Origin of the sequence: Faecousia sp. (assembly GCF_048519415.1) — a bacterium.
Taxonomy (GTDB): Bacteria; Bacillota; Clostridia; order Oscillospirales; family Oscillospiraceae; genus JAZOXB01.
The window spans coordinates 1-23,630 of record NZ_DBFZUT010000069.1 but is presented as its reverse complement, the minus strand read 5'-3'; the positions used below and the strand labels follow the sequence as shown (position 1 = coordinate 23,630).

Sequence of the window (23,630 nt, the reverse complement as noted above, 5' to 3'; positions counted from 1 at the left end):
GTGTATAATGAAGCTAGAAAAACGAACCACCGATTTGTAGAAAGCGCAAAAATGAATTTAATATTGACGGGAGATTGAATGGCGGCTACAATACTTCTATACAGCATAAACAGCAGATCGCTCGTGATGATAAAACTGGAGGAAGTATGATATGAACACATTTCGCCTGAAGCGCAATTTGGACGAGGCCGTTTACGAACAAATCCTCTCCAGCATTTTTGAAGGAAAGTTCCATTCCGGCGAGCAGGTACAGATCGAACGTCTTTGCGTACAGTATGAGATCAGCCGCACGCCGGTCATCCAGGCCCTCAAGCGCCTGGCCACGGACGGCATTGTGGAGACCTCCCCGACCGGTAAGTTCTTTTTCCCCGCCGCGGACGAACGGCGTGTGCGGGATATGATGGAGATGCGCCTGTTCTTTGAGGTCGGCGCTGCAAACCTCATCTGCGACATCGGCGAGCCCGCCATGGATTACCGTATCGCCGAGTGTGAGGAGGAGTGCAGCCGTTCCCAGGAGAGCGGCGACAGCTACCGCTCCAGTATGGCGGATATGAAGCTGCACCGCATGATCGTCGCCTGCGCGCGCAATTCCTACATGACGGAGCTGTACAGCCGCGTGCAGAATAACTGCGTCACGCTGAATTACCTGAACCTCAAGGGCGTGGCAGTCGTTTCGCAGGAGGCCGTCGATCACCACAGGATGATCTGCGACGCCCTCCGCCGCCTCGACCGCGATGCCCTCGTCAGTTCCATCACCACCCATGTGCGGTATGTGGAGGAGCAGATCATCCGCAATATCCGCGAAAATGAGCAGTCAACGTAGACCTGTTTTGTGCACGGCAGGCCTCGCTGATGATAGATGAAAACCAATTCAGAAAAGACGACAAGTCTATCAGGAGGAAGAAATATGAGCACCATGCGTAAGACCAAGGGTTCCGGCGTTATGCCTGCCGTGATGACTTTCTGGAATGCTGACGAGAGCTTCAACCAGAAAGAGACCGAGCGCTATATCCAGTGGGTTTTGGACTGCGGCGCACACAGCCTCTCCGTGACCGGCTCCACCGGTGAGAACATCTCCATGAGCGACGATGAGCAGAAGAAGATCATCGAGTGCCTCGTGAAGTTCGTCGACCATCAGGTCCCCGTTTATCCCGGCACCGGCAAGTATGGCACCGCGCAGACCATCGAGATGACGAAGTTCGCACAGAAGTGCGGCGCCGAGGGCGCGCTGGTCATCATGCCGTATTACCTCATCCCGCACAAGAGAGCCGTCGTAAACCACTTCAAGAAGCTCCGCGAGGCTGTCGGCGATGATTTCGACATCATCCTTTACAACAACCCCCGTTTCTGCGGCTATCAGTTCGAGCCGATCGAGCTGAAGGAGCTGGCAGAGCAGGGCATCATCAACGGCGTGAAGCTGGCTGACGGCCGCGCCAGCTACATCCAGGGCATGAAGCACTACTGCCCGGACGGCATCACCGCCCTCTATGGCCATGACTACGAGCCGCTGCCCGCCTTCTTCGCTGGCGCTGACGGCTGGCTGTCCGGCCTGCCCGGCATCTTCCCGAAGTTCTGCGTCGACCTGTTCAACCTCTGCACCGTGCAGCAGGATGCTCCGGCCGCCCGCAAGCTGTGGGATAAGATGCAGGACTTCATCGACTACTTCATCACCTACAGCAACAACGATCCGCACTGGCACGAGGTCTTCAAGTATGTCCTCAAGTGCTTCGGCTTTGACGCCGGCCTGCCCCGTCTGCCGCTGGGCGACCTGCTGCCCGAGGAGAAGAAGAAGGTTGACGCTCTGCTGGCCGACATGGACGTCACCATCAAGGCGACCAACCTCATCAAGTAAGTCATCACCTTTCTCACACCCCGCGCCGGAGGATCGGACCCCGCTTCTCCGGCGCGGGGGATACCCCTTGCAGGCAATGATCCCAGACCCCACTATCAAGAGAATAAAAGGAGCGTCATGAAATGAAGAAGTTTTCAAAACTGATCGCGCTGGTCCTCGTACTCTCGCTGGTATTTGCTTTCACCGCCTGCGGCAAGGGCGGCAGTGACGATACCATCAAGCTTGGCATCCTCTGCTCCCTGACGGGCAACTCCCAGACGAACGGCGGCTATGCCCAGCAGGGCGCCAAGATGGCCGTGGAAGAAATCAATGCTGCTGGCGGCATCAACGGCAAGCAGATCGAGCTCGTCATCGAGGATGACGGCGGCAAGGCCGACACGGCCATCAACGCCTATAACAAGCTCCAGAGCCAGAAGGTCGTCGCTATCGTCGGCCCGATGCTCAGCTCCCTCGCACTGGCCATGGACCAGAACGTCCAGACCGGCAAGATCCCCCTCCTCATCGGTGCAACGAGCGCCGCTCTGACTGACAACATCGACAATCCCTATTTCCACCGTCTGCGCTGCTCCGACACCATCATGGCGGAGGTCGCGGCGTCCTATGCCGTCTCCAACTACGGCGCCAAGAAGATCGGTATCTTCTACTGCAGCGATGACTACGGCTCCGGCGCGATGCACACCATCACGAAGTGGTGCGATGCCAACGGTGTGGAATACTACGAAGCCGGCCACAACGCCGGTGATAAGGACCTCAGCACGCAGATCCTCAAGGTCAAGGAAGAGAACTGCGACGTGGTCATCATGTGGGCCCATGACGACGAGTGCGCCCTGGCTGCCCGCCAGTTCTATGAGCAGGGCCTGAACATGCCCGTCATCAGCTCCACGACCATCGCGACCCCGCAGGTCTACTCCCTGTGCAACGCCGAGTGGATCGAGGGCTGGAACTATGTGACCGACTTCATCGCCGAGAACCCCTCTGAGCTCGTTCAGACCTTCTCGAAGAACTATGACGAGAAGTACGGCTCCACGCCGGAGATCTATGCCGCAACGTACTACAACGGCGTTTATGCCTTTGCCGACGCTGCCAAGCGCGCGACCTCTCTGGAGTCTGCTGACCTCTGCGAGGCCCTGAAGACCATCAACCTCGACACGCTCTACGGTGTATACACGGCCAACGACAAGCGTGAGCTTGCCCACACCGCCATCATCGGCGTGATGAAGAACCTGGTGCCGTCCTATCAGGATCAGGTCACCATGGATTAAGCCCCATCTCCCACGCGTATCCGGGACAGAGCGCCAATACGCTCTGTCCCCTATCATAAGGAACCTTTCGAGCCGGTCCCGGCGGCAATTCGGCGCACCGGACCGGCTCGGAGACTCTCATAGGAGACTTGTTTATGATTTGGACGATCATCCAGCTTGTGATCAGCGGCATCGCCATGGGCTTTGTTTATGCGCTGATCGGCATCGAGTACACGCTGATCTACAACGCCTCCGGCGTTCTGAACTTCAGCCATGACAAAATGGTCTCGCTGGGCGCCTACATCTATGCGGGCATGTTCGTGCTGGGCCTCGGCTGGAATTCCATGGTCAGTGCGATCGCCTCGCTGCTGCTGATGGCGGTGTTCGGCATTCTGGTGGCCTATCTGATCTTCATCCCCCTGCGCAAGCAGAAGTCCATGATCTTCACCATTATGGCCACGATCATGTTCGGCAAGGTCATCATGGAGGGCGCCTGCCTGATCTGGGGCGGCAACGCCTTTACGATCCCGGACTTCATGTCCGGCACCTACCAGATCGGCAATGCCGTTATCTCAAAATCCAACCTGTTTCTCATCATCGCCGCGATCGTCATCGTTGCACTGCTGCAGTTCTACCTGCAGAAGACCAAGCCCGGCAAGGCCATGCGCTGCGTGGCGCAGAACCGCACGGCGGCCTCGATCGTCGGCATCGACGTCAACCGCAATATGGCGATCACCATCGCCATCAGTACCGTGATCTGCTGCTGCATCGGCATCCTGGTTGTGCCGCTGTACAATGTCAGCTCCACCATGTCCAATATGATCGGCCTGAAGGGCTTTGCAGCGGGCGTCCTGGGCGGCTTCGGCTACATGCCCGGCTGTATCGCGGGCGGCCTTGTGCTCGGCATCGTCGAGAATATCGCCTCCATGATCCTGCCGTCGGTCTATAAGGATGTTGTGGCCTTTGTTCTTCTGGTTGCGTTCCTGCTGTTCCGTCCGCAGGGCCTCCTCGGGAAGAAAAATAAGTAAGGGGGCTGCCGCATGAAAAAGGAACAAAAGCTGATCTTCCGGCTGCTGCCGCTGCTGATCGCTGCCGTGATCGCAGCCCTGCTGCCGCAGATGATCCGGAATGAATACTATATGACCATCGCCTGTCAGATCCTGATCTATCTGATCGCGGTCTGCGGCCTGAACTTCATCACCGGCCTGACCGGCCAGATGAACCTCGGCACGGCCGGTATGTTCGCCATGGGCGCCTACGTTTCCGGCCTGCTGAATGTGAAGCTCGGCGTTTCTCCGTGGCTCGGCCTTGTGGCGGCGCTGTGCGTCGGCTGGCTCATCGGCAAGGCGCTCGGCTATCCCAGCCTGCGCCTGCGCGGCGTGTACCTCTCCCTGACGACCATCGCCTTCACGGAGATCATCCGCATGCTCCTGAACAACATGAAGGGCGTGACGAACGGCGCACAGGGCCTGCGCGGCATCGAGCGCTATAACTTCTTCGGCTACCGCGTGGAGGGGACGATCCCGTATTACTACATGGTCCTCATCGTGGCCATTCTTGTGGTATGGTTCGCCTGGCGCATCGTCAATTCCAAGTGGGGCCGCGAGTTCAAGGCCGTGCGCGACAACATTGACGCCGTGGAGTCCTGCGGCATCGACGTCGCCAAGGTAAAAATCCGTGCGTTCACGCTGGCCGCCATGCTCGGCAGCTTCGCGGGCGCGCTCTATGCCCACCTCATCGGCTACATCAACCCCGAGTCCTTTACGGTGGACCTGTCCACGAACTTTGTCATCATGCTCATGGTCGGCGGCATCGGCTCGGTGTTCGGCAATGTCATCGGCGCCGTGATCATCACGCTGCTGCCGGAGCTGCTCCGTTTCCTCGGCAAGTACTATTATTTCGTCTATTACACGGCCGTTCTGCTGTGCGCGCTCTTCCTGCCGAAGGGCATCGTCTCGCTGGCGGCTCCGATCCGCGAAAAATGGAACAGGCTGCGCGCCCGCAGGGCCGGCGCACCGGCTATGGAGAAGGGAGGTACGGCGGATGGCGACCACATTAAGAATTGAGCATCTCGTCAAGCGCTTCGAGGGCCTTGTTGCGGTCAATGACCTCTCCATTGACGTGCAGGAGCGCGAGATCCATGCCCTCATCGGCCCGAACGGCTCCGGCAAGACCACGACGCTGAACCTCATCAACTCTGTCATTCCGCCTACGTCCGGCCAGATCTGGTTCCGCGATACGCTGTTGACCGGCAAGCCGACCTTTGAGACCGTTAAGGCGGGCGTCGGCCGAACGTTCCAGAATATCAAACTGTTTTCCTCCATGACGGTGCTGGAGAACGTGATGATGGGCGGCCAGAAGAATGTTTCCCACAACATGCTCCGCTTCATCGTCGACCTGCGCGGCAGCCACCGCGAGGAACGCGTCCTGCGCGAGAAGGCGTGCGAGGTGCTCGACTCCATCGGCATGTATCATCTGCGCAACGAGACCGTCGACAATCTGGCCTATGGCCGCCAGAAGGTCTGCGAGCTTGGCCGCGCGCTGATGACGACGCCGCAGCTCATCCTGCTCGACGAGCCCGCTGCGGGCCTGAACCCGAGTGAGCGCCGCGAGTTTGTGGATATCCTGCGCAAGGTCTATGACAGCGGCGTCGATCTGTTCCTCATCGAGCACAACATGGACGTCGTCATGAACCTGAGCCATCGCATCACGGTGCTGAGCTTCGGCTGCAAGATCGCCGAGGGCACACCGGAGGAGATCCAGCATGACCCGCAGGTCATCAAGGCCTATCTGGGCGACCGCTTCCGCACGGAGGAATGAGTATGGAACCGATTTTAAGCCTGAAAAACGTCTGCTCCTACTATGATAAGGTGCAGGTGCTCTATGACATCAACGTCGATGTCTACCCCGGCGAGATCGTCTCCGTCATCGGCGCAAACGGCGCGGGCAAGTCCACGATGATGAAGACCATCATGGGCCTGGTCCACATGGGCCGTGGCGAGGTGACGTTCGACGGGAAAAAGCTCAACCGCATGCATGCGCACAAGATCTGCAAGGCGGGCATTGCCTATGTTCCAGAGGGCCGCGAGGTCTTCCCGAACATGACCGTTTTGGAAAATCTGGAGATGGGCGCATACTGCCGCTCCTACACGGCTGCGCAGATGAACGAGAAGCTCGAGGAGATGTACACCATGTTCCCGCGACTGAAGGAGCGCCTAAAGCAGAAGGCCGGTTCCATGTCCGGCGGCGAGCAGCAGATGCTGGCCATTGCGCGCGGCCTGATGAGTGACCCGTCCATGGTCATGCTTGACGAGCCGTCCCTTGGCCTGGCCCCCGTCATCGTCGACGATGTGTTTGACGTCATCCATAATATCAACACGGTGAAAAAGCTGCCCGTCATCCTTGTTGAGCAGAACGCCTACATGGCGCTTTCAATCTCCAATCGCTGCTATGTGCTGGAAAACGGCCGCATCGCCCACTCGGGCAAGAGCAGTGAACTGATTCAGAGCGACGTGATCCGCGAGACCTATCTCGGCGGCTAAATACAGGAGGAATTAACTATGGGATACCGTTATTTTGATGATCAGCGTCTCTGGGACCTGACCGTGGAAGTTTTTACCCGCAATGGCTACAGCCGCTCCGACTGTGAGGACATTGCCAACGTGCTGCTGGCATCTGACCGCATGGGCATCGAGTCCCACGGCGTGCAGCGCATGAAGCTTTATACGCATTCTCTGGAGATCGGCCGCATCAAGCGCGGCGCGAAGAGTGAGATCGTCCGCGAAACGCCCGTCTCCGCCGTTATCGACGCGCATGATGCCATCGGCCAGCCCGTCTCTGTCGCTGCCATGCAGATGGCCATTGACAAGGCGAAGAAGGCCGGCGTCGGCATTGTTGTCGTCCGCGACTCCAACCACTACGGCATCGCCGGTTATTATGCCAAGATGGCTGCCGATCAGGGCCTGCTGGGCATCTCCATGACGAACACCGAGGCCCTCGTCGTGCCGACGTTCGGCAAGCAGCCGATGATGGGCACGAACCCCATCGCCGTCTCCATGCCCGGCACGCCGCATCCGTTCCATCTCGACATGGCCACGAGTGTGGTACCTGCCGGAAAGATGGAGGTCTACGCCAAGGCGGGCAAGACTCTGCCCGGCGACTGGCTCATGAATTCGGACGGCTCTCCCAGCTATGATCCGAACGATTTCCTGCGCATCCGCGCTACGAAGTCCCTCGGCGGCATTTTCCCCGTCGGCGGCGAAGGCGAGACGAACAGTGGCCACAAGGGCTACGGCCTGAGCCTGCTCGTCGAGCTGTTCTGCGGCATCCTGTCCGGCGGCCGCACAAGCAACGAGGTCCGCGTTGTGCCGAATGTCGACAAGGTCTGCCATTTCTTCATGGCCGTCGATTATTCCATCTTCGGCGACAAGGAGCAGATGGAAAAGCGCTTCAGCCAGTACCTCGAGGACATCCGCAATTCTGCGCTGGCCGACGGCCAGACCCGCATCTACACGCACGGCGACAAGGCCTATGCCCACATGGCGCGCGTGGCGGAGGAGGGTGTGAAGGTCAATGACAAGACCTATGACGAGATCGTCAAGATCTGCCAGGACCTCGGCATCGATCCCGCGGAATACCTGATCGAAAAGGCAGGCCCGCAGGCATGAGCATTTTTGAAGCCCTGCTCCAGCACGATCATGTGCCGAATTTCTACCGCGTCGAGAACACGCGCTCCGCGCCGAAGCTCGAGGACGTTGCGGCAGAGACGCGGCGCGTGATGCAGGAGAGCGGCACACTGGAGCAGCTGAAGCCCGGCCAGAGCGTCTGCATCGCGGCAGGCTCGCGCGAGATCGCAAACATCGCGCTCATTGTCCGCACGGTCTGTGAGGTCGTGCGCGAGCACGGCGCAGAGCCGTTCATCATCCCGGCTATGGGCAGCCACGCAGGCGCGCAGGCCGAGGGACAGAAGAAGATCCTCGCCGATTTCGGCATTACCGAGGAATATACCGGCGCTCCCATCCGCTCGAGCATGGAGACGGTGCAGGTCGGCGTTACGAAGCCGCACGGCTTCCCGGCGCGGATCGACCGCTATGCGGCGGAGGCGGACTGGATCATTCCCATCGGCCGCATCAAGCCCCACACGGACATCCGCGGCCCCATCCAGAGCGGCATCCTCAAGATGATCGTCATCGGCATGGGCAAGCAGTTCGGCGCGGACATCTGCCATGCCGAGGGCTTCCCGAGCATGTCGCAGAACATTGTGGAGATTGGTCTGGAGATCATCGCCAACACGAATATCCTCTGCGGTATGGCCTCCATGGAAAACGGCTATCACGAGACGTATCGCGTCGTCGCCGTCGCTCCGGACAAAATTCTGGAGACGGAAAAAGAGTTGCTGCCGGATGCGGCGGCGCAGCTCTTCGGAATTCCGTATGAAAAACTCGATCTTCTGATCGTCGACTGGATCGGCAAGAATATCAGCGGCGCAGGCATGGATCCGAACGTCACCGGCCGCTCCGCGCAGAACGGCATTTCGCGGCCGTTTGCCGAGCGCATCGTTGCGCGCGATCTGACGGACGAGGCGCACCACAATGCCACGGGCATGGGCAATGCCGACGTGACGACGCGCCGCCTGTTCGACAAGATCGATATGGAGCAGACCTATCCCAACTCCCTGACCTCACGCGATATCAACGGCTTCCGCATTCCGATCGTCATGGAGAACGATGACCTTGCCATCCGCTTTGCCCTGCATACCATCACGGGTGCAAATGCCGGAAGCGGCTACCGCGCCATGTGGATCCGCGACACGAACCATGTGCAGACGTTCTATGTGACGGAGCGCCTGTTGGCGGACACGGCTGCGATGCCGTGGCTCCGCACAGACGGCGTGGCGCTGCGCCCGGTCTTCGGCGCGGACGGCTACTTTACCGGCTGGGAGAGAGCCTGATCAATACCGGCATGGGACGACGCGGCGGGGGTCCTGATAGTTGAAGAACAGGGTGCCCTGGCGGTGGCCGACGCGCTCGGCGTGGACCTGTTCGCCATTGCAGATGCGCCGGATGAGACCCCACAGGCGCTCGGCGGCCTCGGCCTTCGTCTCCGCACCGGTCAGGACGCTGCCCGCGCAGAAGTCGATGTCGTGGCTGAGCATGTCGAACGTCTCCTGATTGCCGGTCAGCTTCAGGATGGGCGCGACGGGCGTGCCGCCGACGTGGCCGCGGCCCGTATTGAACAGAACGAGGTGGCAGCCGCAGGCGATCTGGTCCAGAAGGCCGGTCGCGTCGCCGCCGAAGAAGAAGGCGGGCTCGGGCTTGTCGTCCGGGATGACGTCCAGCAGCCAGAAGCCGGGGTGCTTCGGCCGCTGCGCGATCTTCAGAACGCCCTCGATCTTACAGCCGCCCATTTTCACGACGGCGCCCATGCTCTTTTCCTCGATCGTCGTCAGACCGCCGACAAAGTTGCCCGGCGAGATGGAGTAGCGGCCGAGCCTGCGGCAGAACTCCATGGTCTTGTCATAGGTCAGGCCGACATCGCGGGCGACGTCCTCGTTCACGGCGCGGGAGACCAGATGGTCGCGCAGGCCGACGGCCTCGGCGATCTCCTCCATCATGGCCGTGCCGCCCGCGGCGGTCAGATTTTCAAAGAATTTGCCGATGACGGCGTTCCCGGCGATGCCGGACGTGAAGTCCGAGCCGCCGCACTTTGCGCCGATGATCAGCTCATGCGCATACATCGGCGCACGGGGGCCTGCCTCGAGCTTCTCCAGCATCTCGCCGACGAGCCTGCAGCCGAGCGCGATGCCCGCCTCCGTGCCGCCGACCTTCTGCAGGTAAAACGCCTCTGCCGGGCGGCCGTGGGCCCGCGCGAAGTCGCGGATGCGGTCCGGCTCGATATATTCGCAGCCGTGGCCGACGATGAGCACGGCGCCGACGTTCGGATGGATGCAGTAGGCCAGCATGCGCTGCACGACGGCCTGATTGTCCAGACACGCGAGCGAGCCGGTGACATCGACGTCCCTGTGCTGCGCCTGAAAATGCGCCGCAATGGACTCTGCGACGTGCTTGCTGCACTCCACGGTGTAGAGCACGAGGACCTTGTTGCGGATGCCCTTGCCGCCGTCCGGACGGAGCCAAGCCTGGCAGATCGGTTTTGCTTCCATGGCGTTTTCCTCCTCAGTACAGTTCATAGACGACGTCCTCCGGCAGGGCCGTCTCGGCGTCCAGCGTTGAGGCGCGCTCGTCAAAGTCGCTGCGCATGTTATGCAGATGCACATGCTCGCCGGGAACGATATCCTGCGTGGCCGTGCCGATGCGCGCGCCGTATTTGATCACGGGATCGCCCGCCCGCAGGGCCCGCAGAGCGAATTTGTGGCCGAAGGGGATGTGCCCGGCGGCCGTGACGTGCCCGTCGCCGGGCTCCCCGAGCAGGCGGATCGCGCCCGGCTCGATCTCGCCGAGTGCGGTGCCGACGCTGTCCGTCGCGTAGACGATATAGCCGGTCTGATTTGTCATGATCTGGAGCCCTCCTGAAGCTTTTGCAGGTCCTGCCGGGAGGCGGAGCCGCATATTTTGAATTAAATTCGCTTGACATTTCTGAATTGATGCGTTAATATGATTACAGAAGTACATAGATTATTATGCAATGCAAAATGTCAAGTAATGTGCAGTTAACTGCGAGAGCTGGCAAACGAGAGAGGAGCGGGCGAATATGATGATCCCCATCGACAAGATGTCAACCACCGACAAGGTGATCGAAAGCATCCGAAGCTACATTCAGGAGCCGGGCAGAAATCCCGGCGAAAAGCTGCCCACGGAAAATGAACTGGGCAAGCAGCTCGGCGTCGGCCGTTCGTCCATCCGCGAGGCGCTGCGCGTGCTGCAGACGATGGGCTATGTAACGATCGTCCACGGCAAGGGCGCGTTCATCAAGGCGTGCCAGCCCAGCAGCGAGGAGGCCGAGCGCTGGTTTGAGGGCAATATCTTTGCCCTGCGCGATATTTACATGGTGCGCGAGGCACTTGAGCCGCTCGTGGCCCGGGAGGCCGCACGGCATATTACGGAGGAAGCGCTCGGGGAGCTGCGGCAGATCGTCGACCAGACGGCGCATGCTGCGGCGCTGCCGCCGGAGGATGCCAACGCGAACCTCATGGCCCAGCTCGACGAGAAGTTCCACGAGAAGATCTGCGAAAGCACGAACAACCCGTTCCTCGTCTCGCTGTACAAGCAATTCATTCCCGCCCTGCACACCTACCGGCTGAATTCGTTTGCCATTCTGAAGAACTGCTCGAACGTGGTCGAGCCGCACCGCCGCATCATGGAGGCGTTGGCCCAGCATGATGCCGAGGCGGCCGATCTGGAGATGCGGCAGCATATGCGCATCTCGAAGAACGACACCCGCGAGGCGGCGCGCAACGCCGGAATGGACGCGCAGTTCTGAGAAGCAGGGGAGACATCAGACAAAATTTTGTCAGTTCCCACAAAAACATCCTATCAGAAATTCCGCGGGTTGTCAATGATTTTGTTGTCATACAATCAGTTGACATACAATTTCACCGTTGACATCATCCAAATTCTCTGCTATGATGAGACCATCTTGCAGAGAGAAGGGATTCTATGCTGGGCAATATCCTGTCGACTGGCGAGCAGGTCCTCATCCTTGTTGTCCTGCTGGCTGTCGGATTCCTGTGCGGAAAGATCCGCATTTTCAACGACCAGAGCATTTCCCACCTTTCGGCCTTTGCGCTGAAGATCGTCGGTCCCTGCGCCATCGTCGAGTCGTTCTGCCGCCAGTTTGACAGCGCCATGCTGCGCGCCATGGGCATCGTTGCCCTGCTGGCTTTTGCAGCGCACGCGCTGTATGCCGCGTTTGCCTATGTCTGCATCCGCGGCGGTAAGGAGCCGACCCGCCGCGTTCTGCGCTACGGCACCGTGTTTGCCAATTGCGGCTACATGGGCCTGCCGCTGCAGCAGGTCCTGTTCGGCGCGGACGGCGTGTTCTACGGGGCAACGTGGGTCGGCGTGTATAACCTCGTGGCGTGGTCCTTCGGCCTCGTGTTCATGAGCGGCGACCGCAGGCAGATCTCGTTCAAAAAGCTGCTGCTGAACCCCGGCATCCTTGCCGTGCTGACCGGCATCGTGATCTTTGTGTGCTCCATCGAGCTGCCAACGATCATCCTGCAGCCCATCCACTATTTCAGCGCCCTGAACGTGCCCGTTCCCATGGTCATCAGCGGCTACTATCTCTCGAAGGCCGACTTGCGCACCATCTGGAAGCACGCGAATTACTACATCACCATCGCCCTGCGTCTTGCCGTCATCCCGCTGTGCAGCATCGGGCTGATGTTCCTGCTGCAGAAGGCCTTCCGGCTGGACGGCATGCTGCTGGCGGCCTGCATCGTGGATATCGCGGCCCCCGTCGCTGCCGCCACGACGATGTTCTCGACCCTGTTCCGGCAGGACAGCGAGACGGCGGCCAACCTCGTGTCCATCAGCACGCTGCTGTCGGTCCTGACGCTGCCCATTATGGTCGCGCTTGCGCAGAGCGTGTTTTTGTAGGCACCTCTCTTGCCGGTATGCCGATATTGAATCAGAGGTTCCTGGACTGGAACAACGATAATGATGTGGCAAAGCAATATAACTTGCATGAAATTTAATAGACTGATCAAAAAGAAAAGGAGAAGTTTATCATGGATTACGCAAAAGAGTCTCTGAAGCTCCACGAGCAGTGGAAGGGCAAGATCGAAGTCGTCGCTACCGTGCCGGTCTCGACGAAGGACGACCTCAGCCTGGCCTACACCCCCGGCGTTGCACAGCCCTGTCTGGAGATCCAGAAGGACATCAACAAGTCCTATGAGCTGACCCGCCGCCACAACCTGTGCGCCGTCATCACCGACGGCACCGCCGTCCTCGGCCTGGGCGACATCGGCCCGGAGGCCGGTATGCCCGTCATGGAGGGCAAGTGCGTCCTGTTCAAGGCGTTCGGCGGCGTTGACGCCTTCCCTCTGTGCGTGAAGACGAAGAACGTCGACGAGTTCGTCGAGACCGTTTACAACATCTCCGGCAGCTTCGGCGGCATCAACCTCGAGGACATCTCCGCGCCGCGCTGCTTTGAGATCGAGCGCAAGCTGAAGGAAAAGTGCGACATCCCCATCTTCCATGACGATCAGCACGGCACCGCCGTCATCACCCTCGCCGGCCTGACGAACGCGCTGAAGGTCGTCGGCAAGAAGAAGGAGGACGTCAAGGTCGTCACCTCCGGCGCAGGCGCTGCTGCCATCTCCATTGTGAAGCTGCTGCTGTCTGCTGGCTACAAGAACATCACCATGTGCGACCGCAAGGGCGCGATCTATGCCGGCCGCGACGGCCTGAACTGGATCAAGGAAGAAATGGCCCAGGTCACAAACCTGGAAAAGAAGGCCGGCCCACTGTCCGAGCAGCTCAAGGGCGCCGACGTGTTCATCGGCGTTTCCGCTCCTGGCATGGTCACGAAGGAAATGGTCCAGACCATGAACGAGAAGGCGATCATCTTTGCCTGCGCGAACCCGACGCCGGAGATTTTCCCGGACGAGGCAAAGGCGGGCGGCGCTGCCGTCGTTTCCACCGGCCGCAGCGACTATCCGAACCAGATCAACAACGTTCTGGCGTTCCCCGGCATCTTCCGCGGTGCGTTCGACGTTCGCGCCAGCGACATCAACGAGGAAATGAAGATGGCTGCCGCCAAGGCTCTGGCCAACCTGATCTCCGACGAGGAGCTGAGCGCCGACTATATCATCCCGAAGGCGTTTGACCCGCGTGTCGGCAAGGCTGTCGCCGCTGCCGTCGCCGAGGCTGCAAAGGCTTCCGGTGTTGCCCGCATCTGATTTTTCCGGAATAACTGCCGCCGCAGGGGAGAGCTCCTCTGCGGCGGTTTTGTACCCCCGCTGGCTCCCGGAGAGGCCCCACAGGGGCCGTGGCAATCTCGGGGAGGCACTTCCAGGTCGTACAGGGTAACGATAAAACGTACCGACCGATTGCGTCTGTAGCGGCGCTCACTGCGCAGCCGTTGGCGGCTTTGCCGCCTTACGGATGCGGCGTGCCCCTTGCGGGTTGTGAGCGCCCTGTACAGGGCTATTCAACCGCGCAAGGGCGCTGGTGCACCTCGACACTGCCTGATGTGTCATTCCGAGGAGCGAAGCGACGTGGGAATCTCGCAGTACCCGTTTGGATCACAGGGGAACCTTCGGCGAAAACGTAACTGCCTGCACGAGATTGCACCCCAAGGGCACTTCCTCGCGCTGCGCGCTCAGGGCGCCACGGCCCCTTTGGGGCCTCGCAATGACAAACCTTTGGCGTTCACTGTCTTATCGGCAGCCTGCACTGGCCGTCAGTACCGCGCCGGGAGCGGCAGGCCGCTCCCCTACAATGGCAGGAGCATGCATCGGGAGCGGCCCCAAATTTGCGGGCTGTACACGGTGCGTCGGGGACGCCGCACCCTACAACACGCCATCGATACTTCAACAATACCCCCCAAAAATGCAGTCTCTCTTTCCTGAGACTGCATTTTTTTATCGGCCAAATCGGAGAAAATGCGCGCTTCCGGCGCGCGATCCTTCTGCTCCGGGCGACAGGGCGGCGCGGGCAGGAAAACGCAGACGCCTCCGTGCGGAGTTGGCATGATGTCGTATTGTCAGACAATATATGGGCGAAGTGCACAAAATCTGGCGAGATTTCTTGAACATTTCTACGAAATTGATTTTGTTGTCATACAATCTGTTGACATACCGGTGTCGAGCGGTGTATAATCCAGTCAGAAAGAGCGAAGGGAGCACGGAACATGACGAAGCTGAACGAACGCATCGCAAACGTGCCGGAACGCATTTTCATCCTGGCGCAGCTTGCGCTTGGCCTGCTTCTGGCAGCGGGCGGCGGCTACTGCATCCTCCGCTTCGGCAACGACGGCGAGCATTTCAATTCCCTCGGCCTTGCGGCCGCGCTGGTGCTCTGCGGCGGCCTGCCGACCCTTATCCGCAGCCGTATCGAGCGTCCGACGCCGTGGCTGCGCGGCGCGATCATCGGCGGCCTCGTTGCGGCACTCGGCATCTACGTCGTGATGCGCTTCGCCTGAACCCGTCCATGTCCGGCATGAGCCGGTGGAAATAATTACTTTGTTCCAAAATCCGAAAGGATCATTTCAAGGAGGAAAACACAATGAAAGATCACAAGAAAGCTTACGGCCTTTGCCCGGCCAGCATGACGATCTGGAATGCCGATCAGACCTACAACAAGACCGGCATGGAAAAGTATCTGACTTGGCTGCTCGACAACGGCGCACAGACCATCTCCATCTGCGGCTCCACCGGTGAGAACATCGCCATGAACATGGAAGAGCAGCGCGAGATCATCGCTCATGTCTCCAGCTTCCTCGCTGGTCAGGTTCCTCTGGTCTGCGGCACCGGCCGTTACGACACCCTCAACACCATCAAGATGAGCAAGTTTGCTCAGGATCACGGTGCTGACTGCGTCATGGTCATCCTGCCCTTCTATCTCAACCCGCATAAGAAGGCTGTTCTCCAGCACTTCCGCGACATCCGCGCTGCTCTGGACATCGACATCATGGTCTACAACAACCCCTGGTTCGCCGGCTATGAGCTGAACACCGAGGAAGTCAAGTCCCTCGTCGACGACGGCACCATCCAGTGCATCAAGGCTGCCCATGGCGATCCCAACCGCGTCCATGAGCTGAAGTTCGCCTGCGGCGACAAGCTGACCGTCTTCTATGGCCATGACTACTGCGCAATGGAAGGCCTGCTCTGCGGCGCCGATGGCTGGCTGTCCGGCTTCCCGGCGGTCCTGCCGAAGCAGTGCCGCGCTCTGCAGGATGCCTGCTTCGCTGGCGACGTCAAGGCTGCCCGCGCTGCGCAGGACAACATCCAGCCGTACATCAACTACTTCTTCTATGACAAGGTCAACGGCGTGCCTCACTGGCAGGAGATCTGCAAGTACACGCTGCAGGCTCAGGGCCTTGACTATGTCGGCCTGCCCCGCAAGCCCCTCGGCGAGCTCGACGAGGCCAACAAGCGCAAGATCGAGAAGATCCTTGCCGACATGAAGTAATTCCTACTCACAAAAGCGATTCTTCCTCCGGTGCTCCGCCTCCCACGGCGGAGCACCACCCCCTTTCCCACGCACTGGTCCCGCATCTCGGTCGACAGAGAATTATTATTATAAGGAGAACAACCAATGAAAAAGCTGATCGCGCTTCTGCTTGTCCTCGTAATGGTCGCCGGCCTGGTCGCCTGCGCCGGTTCTAATGACGAGACAAAGGGCAATGATACCACCAACACCGAAAATACCGCCGACAGCAACGGCGATAGCAATACCGGCTCCGGTGAGCCCATCTACATCGGCCTGAGTGCCAAGATCACCGGCGCTGACGCTGCCAACGGCGACCGCATGGTGAAGGCTGCGCAGATGGCCGTTGACGAAGTCAACGCAGCCGGCGGCCTCCTCGGCGGCCGCAAGGTCGAGCTCGTCATCCAGGACGACGCCACCGACAACGCCATGGCCGTTAACGTCGCGAACATCTTCGCCGGCAACGACAAGATCTCCGCAGTCGTCGGCCCGTGGAACTCCGGCATGATCCTCGCCGCTGAAGGCGTTTACAAGGATGCGAAGATCCCCTTCTTCGGCCTCGGCACCAACCCCAAGCTCCTTGAGCTGGACAACGAGTACTGCTTCCTCGTCCGCGCAAACGACAACCTGATGGCCTCCTGCGCCGCGAAGCTCATCATCGATGAGTTCAAGGTCAAGTCCGTCGGTATCATGTACACGAACAACGAGTTCGGCACCGGCGCTATGGAAGTCATCGAAGCCGCCTGCAAGGATGCCGGCATGGCTGTCTATCCCGAAGCCATCAACATCGGCGACACCGACGTCACCGGTCAGATCCTTGATCTGAAGAGCAAGGGCGCTGAGTGCATGGTCGTCTGGGCCAGCGACGCTGAGTACGTTCTGACTGCCCGTCAGGCTTACGAGCTGGGCCTGCAGGTCCCGACCGTTGCCTCTCCGGCCATCACCATGGATCAGGTCCGCGACCTCTGCGAGCCGGAGTGGGTCGAGGGCTGGTACTCCGTGACCGACTTCGTCGGCAACTCCGATGATCCCGAGGTCACCGCGTTCTGCGACAAGTATGCCAGCGACTACGGCGAAGGCCAGAAGGCTGAGCTCTACGTCGCCGACGTCTACAGCACCTTCAAGCTTGTGTTCGACGCCATCGAGCGTGCGGGCAGCGCCGACCGTCAGGCTATCCGTGACGCCGTCGCCGAGACGAAGGACTTCCCGATGCTCCAGGGCAACGCGACCTGCGACGAGAACAACCTGCTGGTCCACTCCGCGACTGTCGCGCTGATCAAGGACAATGTCCCTGTGATGTACACCACGGTTTCCGCGGAGTAATCGAAACGAAATAAATTTGTAGTCTCTGGCAAGGCCGTCCAACTGGATATGCTGGTTGGACGGCCTTTACATTAGCAAGAAAGGGAGGAAAGCAATGCTTGAAACTATCCTGCAGCTGCTGATCACAGGTGTTGCCCTCGGCTTCGTGTACGCTCTGGTCGGCGTGGAATATACGCTGGTCTGGCAGTCCTCCGGCCTGCTGAACGTTGCACATAATATGCTGATCACCACTGCCGCCTTCGTCTTCGGCGGAACCTTCGTTGTCGGCCTCGGCTGGCCCATCTGGCTGAGCATCCTCTGCACGCTCGTCGTGATGTTCGTGCTCGGCTGTCTGATCTCCGCCACCATCTTCAACCCCCTGCGCAATATGCCGCTGACCATGTATTCCATTGTGGGCACCCAGATCTTCGCCAAGGTCATTTCCGAGGCCCTGCGTCTGATCTACGGTCCCTACTCCTTCACGATTCCCGGCTTCCTGACCGGCGTAATCAAAATCGGCGATTTCGTCTTTGCCAAGGCGTATGGATATATCATCGTTGTGGCCATCCTTCTGATCATTGCGCTTCAGATGTTCCTGAAGCTCACAAAGCCCGGCAAGGCCATGCGCTGCGTTGCGCAGAACAAGACGGCTGCTGCCATCATGGGCATCGACATCGACCGCAGCATCAATATTACGACCGGCCTGAGCTGCGTCGTCTGCGGCATCATCGGCATCCTGACCATCCCGCTGTTCACCATCAGCCTGACCATGTCCAACATGATCGGCCTGAAGGGCTGGGCGGCCGGTATCGTCGGCGGCTTCGGCTACATCCCCGGCACGATCCTCGGCGGTCTTCTCATCGGCGTGGTCGAGTCCCTCGCCATCCTGTTCATCCCCACGGTCTACAAGGACATCGTTGCCTTCGTGTTCCTGATCGTCGTGCTGCTGATCCGTCCGGGCGGCTTCATGCGCCACAAAGTCTGATGGGAAAGGGGTAATGGAAATGAAACGCAAAAAGATTTCGGTAACTTCCCTGATCCTGCCCGTGATCATGCTGGTTGTGGCTGTCGTCCTGCCCATGATCTACTCCACGAACTATTACATCCAGCTTTTCAGCCAGACGCTCATCAACCTCGTCGCCGTTCTCGGCCTGAACGTGGTCATGGGTCTGGCGGGCCAGACGAACCTCGGCACCATCGCCCTCGTAGCCCTCGGCTCCTATACGTCGGCCCTGATCTCGCAGGCGACCGGCTCGACGAACCTCGTCGGCCTGCTGGCCGCTCTGGTCGTCGCCGTTCTTGTCGGCTTCATGCTCGGCTACCCGAGCCTCCGCGTCAGCGGCATCTTCCTGTCCCTGACTACCATGTCCGTTGCACAGATCGTCTACTCGCTGGCTAACAGCATGCAGTGGCTGACCGGCGGCGCTATGGGCGTGAAGGACATCTCCGAGCCAAACATTTTCGGCATCGAATTCAAGACGCAGGCGCAGCTGTACTACTTTATTCTGGTCATTGCAATCCTGCTGATTATCTTCTCCGTGCGTCTGACGAAGTCCAAGTACGGCCGCGCGCTCAAGGCTGTCCGCGATAACCCCGAGGCAGTCGAGTCCGTCGGCCTGAGCGTGACGAAGCTCAAGCTCATGGCCTTCCTCATCGCCACGATCCTCGGCTGCCTGGCCGGTGTGTTCTACACCTGGGTCATGCAGTACGTTGCTCCGACGACCTTCACCACCGACAACGGCACGAAGTTCGTTGTTATGCTGATGCTGGGCGGCATCGGCTCGACCTCCGGCATGATCATCGGCGCCATCCTCGTCACGATCCTGCCCGAGCTGCTGCGCTTCATGGGCGACTACTATCAGCTCGTGTTCTACGGCATCGCGCTGCTGCTCCTGCTGGTGTATCCGCTCGGCTTGTCTCACCTGTTCTCCCAGCTCAAGAAAAAGGCTGCCGCCTTCTTCGCCGGCCGGAAGAAAACGCAGAAGGAGGGCTGATCCATGTCCGTACTGAGATTGGAGCATGTGACCAAGCGCTTCGGCGGCCTGGTTGCAGTCAACGACCTCTCCTTTGAGGTCAAGGAGCGCCAGATCCACGCGCTCATCGGCCCGAACGGCTCCGGCAAGTCGACCTCGATCAATATGATCAACGGTTCCTTCCCGGTGACCTCCGGCAAGATCTATTTCAACGACAAAGACATCACCGGCTGGAAGATGCATAAGATCGCCGCGGCCGGCATGGGAAGAACGTATCAGAACCTGAAGCTGTTCCGCTCCATGACCGCGCTGGAGAACGTCATGATCGGCGGCCAGCTCCATGCGAAGATGAACTTCGCCCGTTTCCTCGTCGACCCGTTCAAAACGAAGCGCGAGGAGGAGGAGCTGCGCGAGAAGGCGATGGAGATCATGCGCTTCATCGGTATCGAGCAGTACGCCGACCGTACTGTCGGCAACCTGCCTTACGGCCGCCAGAAGATGACGGAGCTGGCGCGCACGCTGATGATCGATCCGACCCTCATCCTCCTCGATGAGCCGGCTGCGGGCCTGAACCCGAACGAACGCGCCGAATTCGTGGCCATTATCAAGAAGGTCTATGAGTCCGGCAAGGATATCCTGCTCATCGAGCACAACATGGATATCATCATGAACATCAGCCACGTCATCACGGTCATCAACCACGGCGCCAAGATCGCGGAGGGCACGCCCACCGAGATCCAGAACGACCCCGAAGTCATCCGGGCTTACCTTGGCGACCGTTACAAGATCGGTATGGAAGGAGAATGATCCATGTTCTTTAAAATGGAGCACTGCGATGTATACTACGGCCAGATCCAGGCCCTGTATGACATCAACGTCGAGATCAATCCCGGCGAGATCATTTCCATCATCGGCGCGAACGGCGCAGGCAAGACGACCCTCATGAAGAGCATCATGGGCCTCGTCCCCGCCAAGAACGGCAAGATCGTCTGGCAGGATGAAGAGATCCAGGCCAGGAAGACCCACCATATCGTCAAGCGCGGCATCAGCTATGTCCCTGAGGGCCGTGAGATCTTCCCGGGCATGACCGTGCTGGAAAACATGGAAATGGGTGCCTATACCCTGCACATGAGCGCGAAGGAAAAGGCGGACAAGCTCAACGAGATGTATGAGCTCTTCCCCCGCCTCTATGAGCGCAAAAAGCAGAAGGCCGGTACCCTCTCCGGCGGCGAGCAGCAGATGGTCGCCATCGCACGCGGCCTGATGCTCAGCCCGAAGCTGCTGATGATGGACGAGCCGTCCCTCGGCCTCGCACCCATCATCGTCGACGAGGTGTTCGACATCATTTCCCGCGTCAATGAAAAGGCCAATATCCCTGTGCTGCTGGTCGAGCAGAACGCCTACATGGCGCTGAGCATCTCGCACCGCAGCTACGTTCTGGAAAACGGCGTCATCGTTGACGAGGGCGAGAGCAAGAAGCTGCTCGCCAGCGAGTCGATCCGCACTGCCTATCTGGGCAAGTAACTACTGATCAAAAAGGAGTGTTTTATCATGCAGGACAAGAGCCATTATACCCGATACAATTATAAAAAGCTCTATGAGCTGGCCGTGGAAATGTTCATCCGCTACGGCTTCAGCCGGGAAGACAGTGAGAAGGTCGCTGACGTCATCCTGACCTCCGACCGCTTTGGCGTCGAGTCCCACGGCGTCAACCGCCTGACCCTTTATCCGTTCGGCATCGATATCGGCCGCATCAAGGTCGATGCAAAGCCCGAGGTCGTAGAGGACCGCCTGAGCATGGCTGTCATCGACGCGCACGACGGCATGGGCCAGCTTGCCAGTATCCAGGGCATGCAGCTCGCCATCGACAAAGCCAAAAAGTACGGCGTCGGCATGGTCAGCGTCCGTAACTCCAACCATTTCGGTATTGCCGGTTACTATTCCATGATGGCTGCCAAGCAGGGCCTCATGGGCGTGTCCATGACGAATGCCGAGGCGCTCGTCGTCCCGACCTACGCCCGCGAGCCGATGTTCGGCACGAACCCCATCGCCGTGACCATCCCCGCCGACCCGCATCCGTTCCACATGGACTTCGCAACGTCCGTCATGACCTGCGGCAAGATGGAGGTCTATGCCAAGATCGGCCATGAGCTGCAGCCCGGCATGCTCGTTGACGAGACCGGCACGACCTGCCTCGACCCGAACGTCTTCCTGCGTATCCGCGACAACAAGTCCAACCCCGCTTACACCGAGAAGACCCGCGGCGGCATCATGCCCATGGGCGGCGAAGGAATGCTCTTCGGCGGCCACAAGGGCTATGGCCTGGCGCTGCTCGTCGACATCATGTGCGCGGTCATGTCCCACGGCGCCGTCAGCAAGGGCGTCCGCGTGACGAAGGATAAGGAGAAGTGCTGCCACTTCTTCGCCGCCATCGACTACTCCCTGTTCGGCGATCAGGAAGAGACGAACCGCCGCCTGTCCGAGTACCTGCAGAGCATGCGCGATGCAGAGCCGGCCGAGGGCCAGAGCCGCGTCTATGTCCACGGCGACAAGGAAGCGGACGCCGAGAAGGACGTCCTGGCGCACGGCGTCGGCATCAACCCCGCAACGTATGCCGAGATCGAGAAGTACTGCGTCAAGAAGGGTATCAACATCAAGGATTACCTCATCCCCGAAGAGGCGTAATTGACTGCATGAAGTCCGTGCCCCGGTTTCCGGGGCACGGCGGAGGATAACGCATGAATATCTTTGATCAACTGCTGGCTGATAACCAGATCCCGAAATTTGTCCGCGTCCGTCATGAGATGGACCACAGCCATATCGATGACATCGAGGGCGCCGTTGCGCAGGCTATGCGCCGCGAGGGCACGCTCGACCGCATCAAGCCCGGCGACAGCGTCTGCATCACCGCAGGCAGCCGTGACGTGGCGAACATCGCCCGCGTCATCCGCGCCATCTGCGATCAGGTCAAGTCCGTCGGCGCGCATCCGTTCATCATCCCCGCCATGGGCAGCCATGCCGGTGCGAAGGCCGAGGGCCAGCGCGGCATCATCGAGGGCTACGGCGTGACGGAGGAGGCCATGGGCGCTCCCATCCGCGCCACCATGGACACCGAGGTCATCGCGCATTCGAAGAGCGGCCTGGAGATCCATCTGGACAAGTACGCCAACGCGGCGGACTTCCTCATCCCCGTCGGCCGCATCAAGGCCCACACGGACTTCCGCGGCGAGGTCGAGAGCGGCATCTGCAAGATGCTCGTCATCGGCATGGGCAAGCAGCACGGCGCGTATCAGTGCCACAAGCTCGGCTTCAAGAGCATGGCTGCCAATGTCAAGGAATTCGCGGGCGCCATCATCGAGAAGAAGCCGAACATGTTTGCCATCGGCCTCATCGAGAACGCCTATCACCAGACCTGCCGCATCGAGGCCATCCCGGCCGGGCGCATCCTCGAGGAGGAGCCGCCCCTGCTGGACTATGCCAAGAGCCGCATGGCGAAGATCCCGTTCGATCAGGCCGATATCCTGTTCGTCGACGAGACGGGCAAGGACATCAGCGGCGCGGGCATGGATCCGAACGTCACGGGCCGTTCTCCGGTCCTCGGCATCAGCCGTCCGTTCTTCCAGCGCATCGCCGTGTTTGACCTGACGGATAAGTCCCACGGCAACTTTGGCGGCCTCGGCAGCGCCGACGTGACGACGCAGCGCCTGTACCGCAAGATCGATTTCGAACAGACCTATCCGAACGGCATCACCGCGGCAGAGCCGCTGGCCGTGCGCCTGCCCGTCATCATGCCGAGCGACCGCACCGCCATGCAGTTTGCGCTGCGCACTGCCACGGACTGCGACTGGACCAAGGGCCCGCGCATCGTCTGGCTTAAGAACACCCTGTCGCTCTCTGAATTCTATATTTCCGAAGCCCTGACCCCGGACGCCGAGGCACTGGACAATGTGACGGTCGTCTCCGAGCCGATGGACGTCATTTTCGACGAAGAGGGCAACGTCAAAGAACTGCGCTGATCTCCCCGGGAACCGAGGCACTGGGCCTCGGCGCCGGCTGGCATTAGCGGCTGCCGGCCGGCGAGGGGAGGAAAGCACCCGCCGACGTGCGGCGGCATCCCCATTGTCATGCAACGCGTTAACCAAAATTATAA

Annotated in this window: 23 protein-coding genes; 21 read left to right on the top strand and 2 right to left on the bottom strand. The window is 59.9% G+C overall.

Annotated elements, in window-relative coordinates:
* Window positions 1–151: 151 nt before the first annotated feature.
* The 9 genes from ACMKFF_RS07420 (at window position 152) to ACMKFF_RS07380 (ending at window position 9,043) form a co-directional block, all read left to right on the top strand.
* Window positions 152–823, top strand: a complete 672-nt coding sequence (locus ACMKFF_RS07420) for a GntR family transcriptional regulator (RefSeq protein ID WP_419496535.1) — start codon at window positions 152–154, stop codon at window positions 821–823.
* Window positions 824–907: 84 nt separating this feature from the next.
* Entirely contained in the window at window positions 908–1,852 is a 945-nt protein-coding gene (locus ACMKFF_RS07415; RefSeq protein WP_419496534.1) for a dihydrodipicolinate synthase family protein, read from the top strand.
* A gap of 122 nt (window positions 1,853–1,974) precedes the next feature.
* On the top strand, window positions 1,975–3,114 hold the full coding sequence (locus ACMKFF_RS07410) for an ABC transporter substrate-binding protein (RefSeq protein ID WP_418468402.1): 1,140 nt from the start codon (window positions 1,975–1,977) through the stop codon (window positions 3,112–3,114).
* Between the two features lie 134 nt (window positions 3,115–3,248).
* Window positions 3,249–4,121 (top strand): branched-chain amino acid ABC transporter permease, encoded by an 873-nt coding sequence (locus tag ACMKFF_RS07405; protein WP_419496533.1) that lies wholly within the window; start codon window positions 3,249–3,251, stop codon window positions 4,119–4,121.
* 12 nt (window positions 4,122–4,133) lie between these two features.
* Entirely contained in the window at window positions 4,134–5,159 is a 1,026-nt protein-coding gene (locus ACMKFF_RS07400; protein WP_367927815.1) for a branched-chain amino acid ABC transporter permease, read from the top strand.
* Entirely contained in the window at window positions 5,137–5,913 is a 777-nt protein-coding gene (locus ACMKFF_RS07395) for an ABC transporter ATP-binding protein (protein ID WP_419496532.1), read from the top strand. Before ACMKFF_RS07400 ends, ACMKFF_RS07395 begins: the two co-directional genes overlap by 23 nt.
* Before the next feature lie 11 nt (window positions 5,914–5,924).
* A complete protein-coding gene (locus ACMKFF_RS07390; RefSeq protein ID WP_417325644.1) occupies window positions 5,925–6,635 on the top strand; it encodes an ABC transporter ATP-binding protein in 711 nt (236 codons plus the stop codon).
* Window positions 6,636–6,653: 18 nt separating this feature from the next.
* On the top strand, window positions 6,654–7,760 hold the full coding sequence (locus ACMKFF_RS07385) for an Ldh family oxidoreductase (RefSeq protein WP_349136661.1): 1,107 nt from the start codon (window positions 6,654–6,656) through the stop codon (window positions 7,758–7,760).
* Window positions 7,757–9,043, top strand: a complete 1,287-nt coding sequence (locus ACMKFF_RS07380; RefSeq protein ID WP_367927811.1) for a DUF362 domain-containing protein — start codon at window positions 7,757–7,759, stop codon at window positions 9,041–9,043. The genes ACMKFF_RS07385 and ACMKFF_RS07380 overlap by 4 nt, the downstream gene beginning before the upstream one ends.
* Here the strand turns inward: ACMKFF_RS07380 and ACMKFF_RS07375 are convergent, their stop codons facing one another.
* Together ACMKFF_RS07375 and ACMKFF_RS07370 are read right to left on the bottom strand one after the other, a co-directional pair.
* The gene (locus ACMKFF_RS07375; RefSeq protein WP_419496531.1) at window positions 9,044–10,282 is read right to left on the bottom strand and encodes a UxaA family hydrolase; all 1,239 of its coding nucleotides are present in this window, start codon (window positions 10,280–10,282) and stop codon (window positions 9,044–9,046) included. It abuts the gene before it with no gap.
* Window positions 10,269–10,607 (bottom strand): UxaA family hydrolase, encoded by a 339-nt coding sequence (locus ACMKFF_RS07370; RefSeq protein ID WP_419496530.1) that lies wholly within the window; start codon window positions 10,605–10,607, stop codon window positions 10,269–10,271. The genes ACMKFF_RS07375 and ACMKFF_RS07370 overlap by 14 nt, the downstream gene beginning before the upstream one ends.
* 196 nt (window positions 10,608–10,803) lie before the next feature.
* Here ACMKFF_RS07370 and ACMKFF_RS07365 point away from each other — a divergent pair, with 196 nt between their 5' ends.
* From ACMKFF_RS07365 to ACMKFF_RS07310, 12 genes are all read left to right on the top strand, one after another.
* Entirely contained in the window at window positions 10,804–11,532 is a 729-nt protein-coding gene (locus ACMKFF_RS07365) for a FadR/GntR family transcriptional regulator (protein WP_367927808.1), read from the top strand.
* 176 nt (window positions 11,533–11,708) lie between these two features.
* Window positions 11,709–12,650: an AEC family transporter gene (locus ACMKFF_RS07360; RefSeq protein WP_419496529.1), complete on the top strand. Its 942-nt coding sequence runs from the start codon at window positions 11,709–11,711 to the stop codon at window positions 12,648–12,650.
* A 131-nt stretch (window positions 12,651–12,781) separates the two neighbouring features.
* Window positions 12,782–13,954: an NAD(P)-dependent malic enzyme gene (locus ACMKFF_RS07355; RefSeq protein ID WP_419496528.1), complete on the top strand. Its 1,173-nt coding sequence runs from the start codon at window positions 12,782–12,784 to the stop codon at window positions 13,952–13,954.
* A gap of 953 nt (window positions 13,955–14,907) precedes the next feature.
* Window positions 14,908–15,198, top strand: a complete 291-nt coding sequence (locus tag ACMKFF_RS07350) for a hypothetical protein (protein WP_349135884.1) — start codon at window positions 14,908–14,910, stop codon at window positions 15,196–15,198.
* 83 nt (window positions 15,199–15,281) lie between these two features.
* Window positions 15,282–16,187, top strand: a complete 906-nt coding sequence (locus ACMKFF_RS07345) for a dihydrodipicolinate synthase family protein (protein WP_349135885.1) — start codon at window positions 15,282–15,284, stop codon at window positions 16,185–16,187.
* Between the two features lie 126 nt (window positions 16,188–16,313).
* Window positions 16,314–17,528 (top strand): ABC transporter substrate-binding protein, encoded by a 1,215-nt coding sequence (locus tag ACMKFF_RS07340; protein ID WP_417324011.1) that lies wholly within the window; start codon window positions 16,314–16,316, stop codon window positions 17,526–17,528.
* A 94-nt stretch (window positions 17,529–17,622) separates the two neighbouring features.
* Window positions 17,623–18,492, top strand: coding sequence for a branched-chain amino acid ABC transporter permease (locus ACMKFF_RS07335; RefSeq protein ID WP_417324010.1), 870 nt, complete (start codon window positions 17,623–17,625; stop codon window positions 18,490–18,492).
* 19 nt (window positions 18,493–18,511) lie between these two features.
* Window positions 18,512–19,501 carry a branched-chain amino acid ABC transporter permease gene (locus tag ACMKFF_RS07330; RefSeq protein ID WP_418464500.1) on the top strand — a complete coding sequence of 330 codons (990 nt, stop codon included), beginning with the start codon at window positions 18,512–18,514 and terminating at the stop codon, window positions 19,499–19,501.
* A 3-nt stretch (window positions 19,502–19,504) separates the two neighbouring features.
* Window positions 19,505–20,287, top strand: coding sequence for an ABC transporter ATP-binding protein (locus ACMKFF_RS07325; RefSeq protein WP_367927801.1), 783 nt, complete (start codon window positions 19,505–19,507; stop codon window positions 20,285–20,287).
* Window positions 20,288–20,290: 3 nt separating this feature from the next.
* On the top strand, window positions 20,291–21,004 hold the full coding sequence (locus ACMKFF_RS07320; protein WP_417324008.1) for an ABC transporter ATP-binding protein: 714 nt from the start codon (window positions 20,291–20,293) through the stop codon (window positions 21,002–21,004).
* A gap of 27 nt (window positions 21,005–21,031) precedes the next feature.
* A complete protein-coding gene (locus ACMKFF_RS07315) occupies window positions 21,032–22,165 on the top strand; it encodes an Ldh family oxidoreductase (RefSeq protein ID WP_418468412.1) in 1,134 nt (377 codons plus the stop codon).
* Window positions 22,166–22,218: 53 nt separating this feature from the next.
* Window positions 22,219–23,496: a hypothetical protein gene (locus ACMKFF_RS07310; protein WP_419496527.1), complete on the top strand. Its 1,278-nt coding sequence runs from the start codon at window positions 22,219–22,221 to the stop codon at window positions 23,494–23,496.
* Window positions 23,497–23,630: the final 134 nt, after the last annotated feature.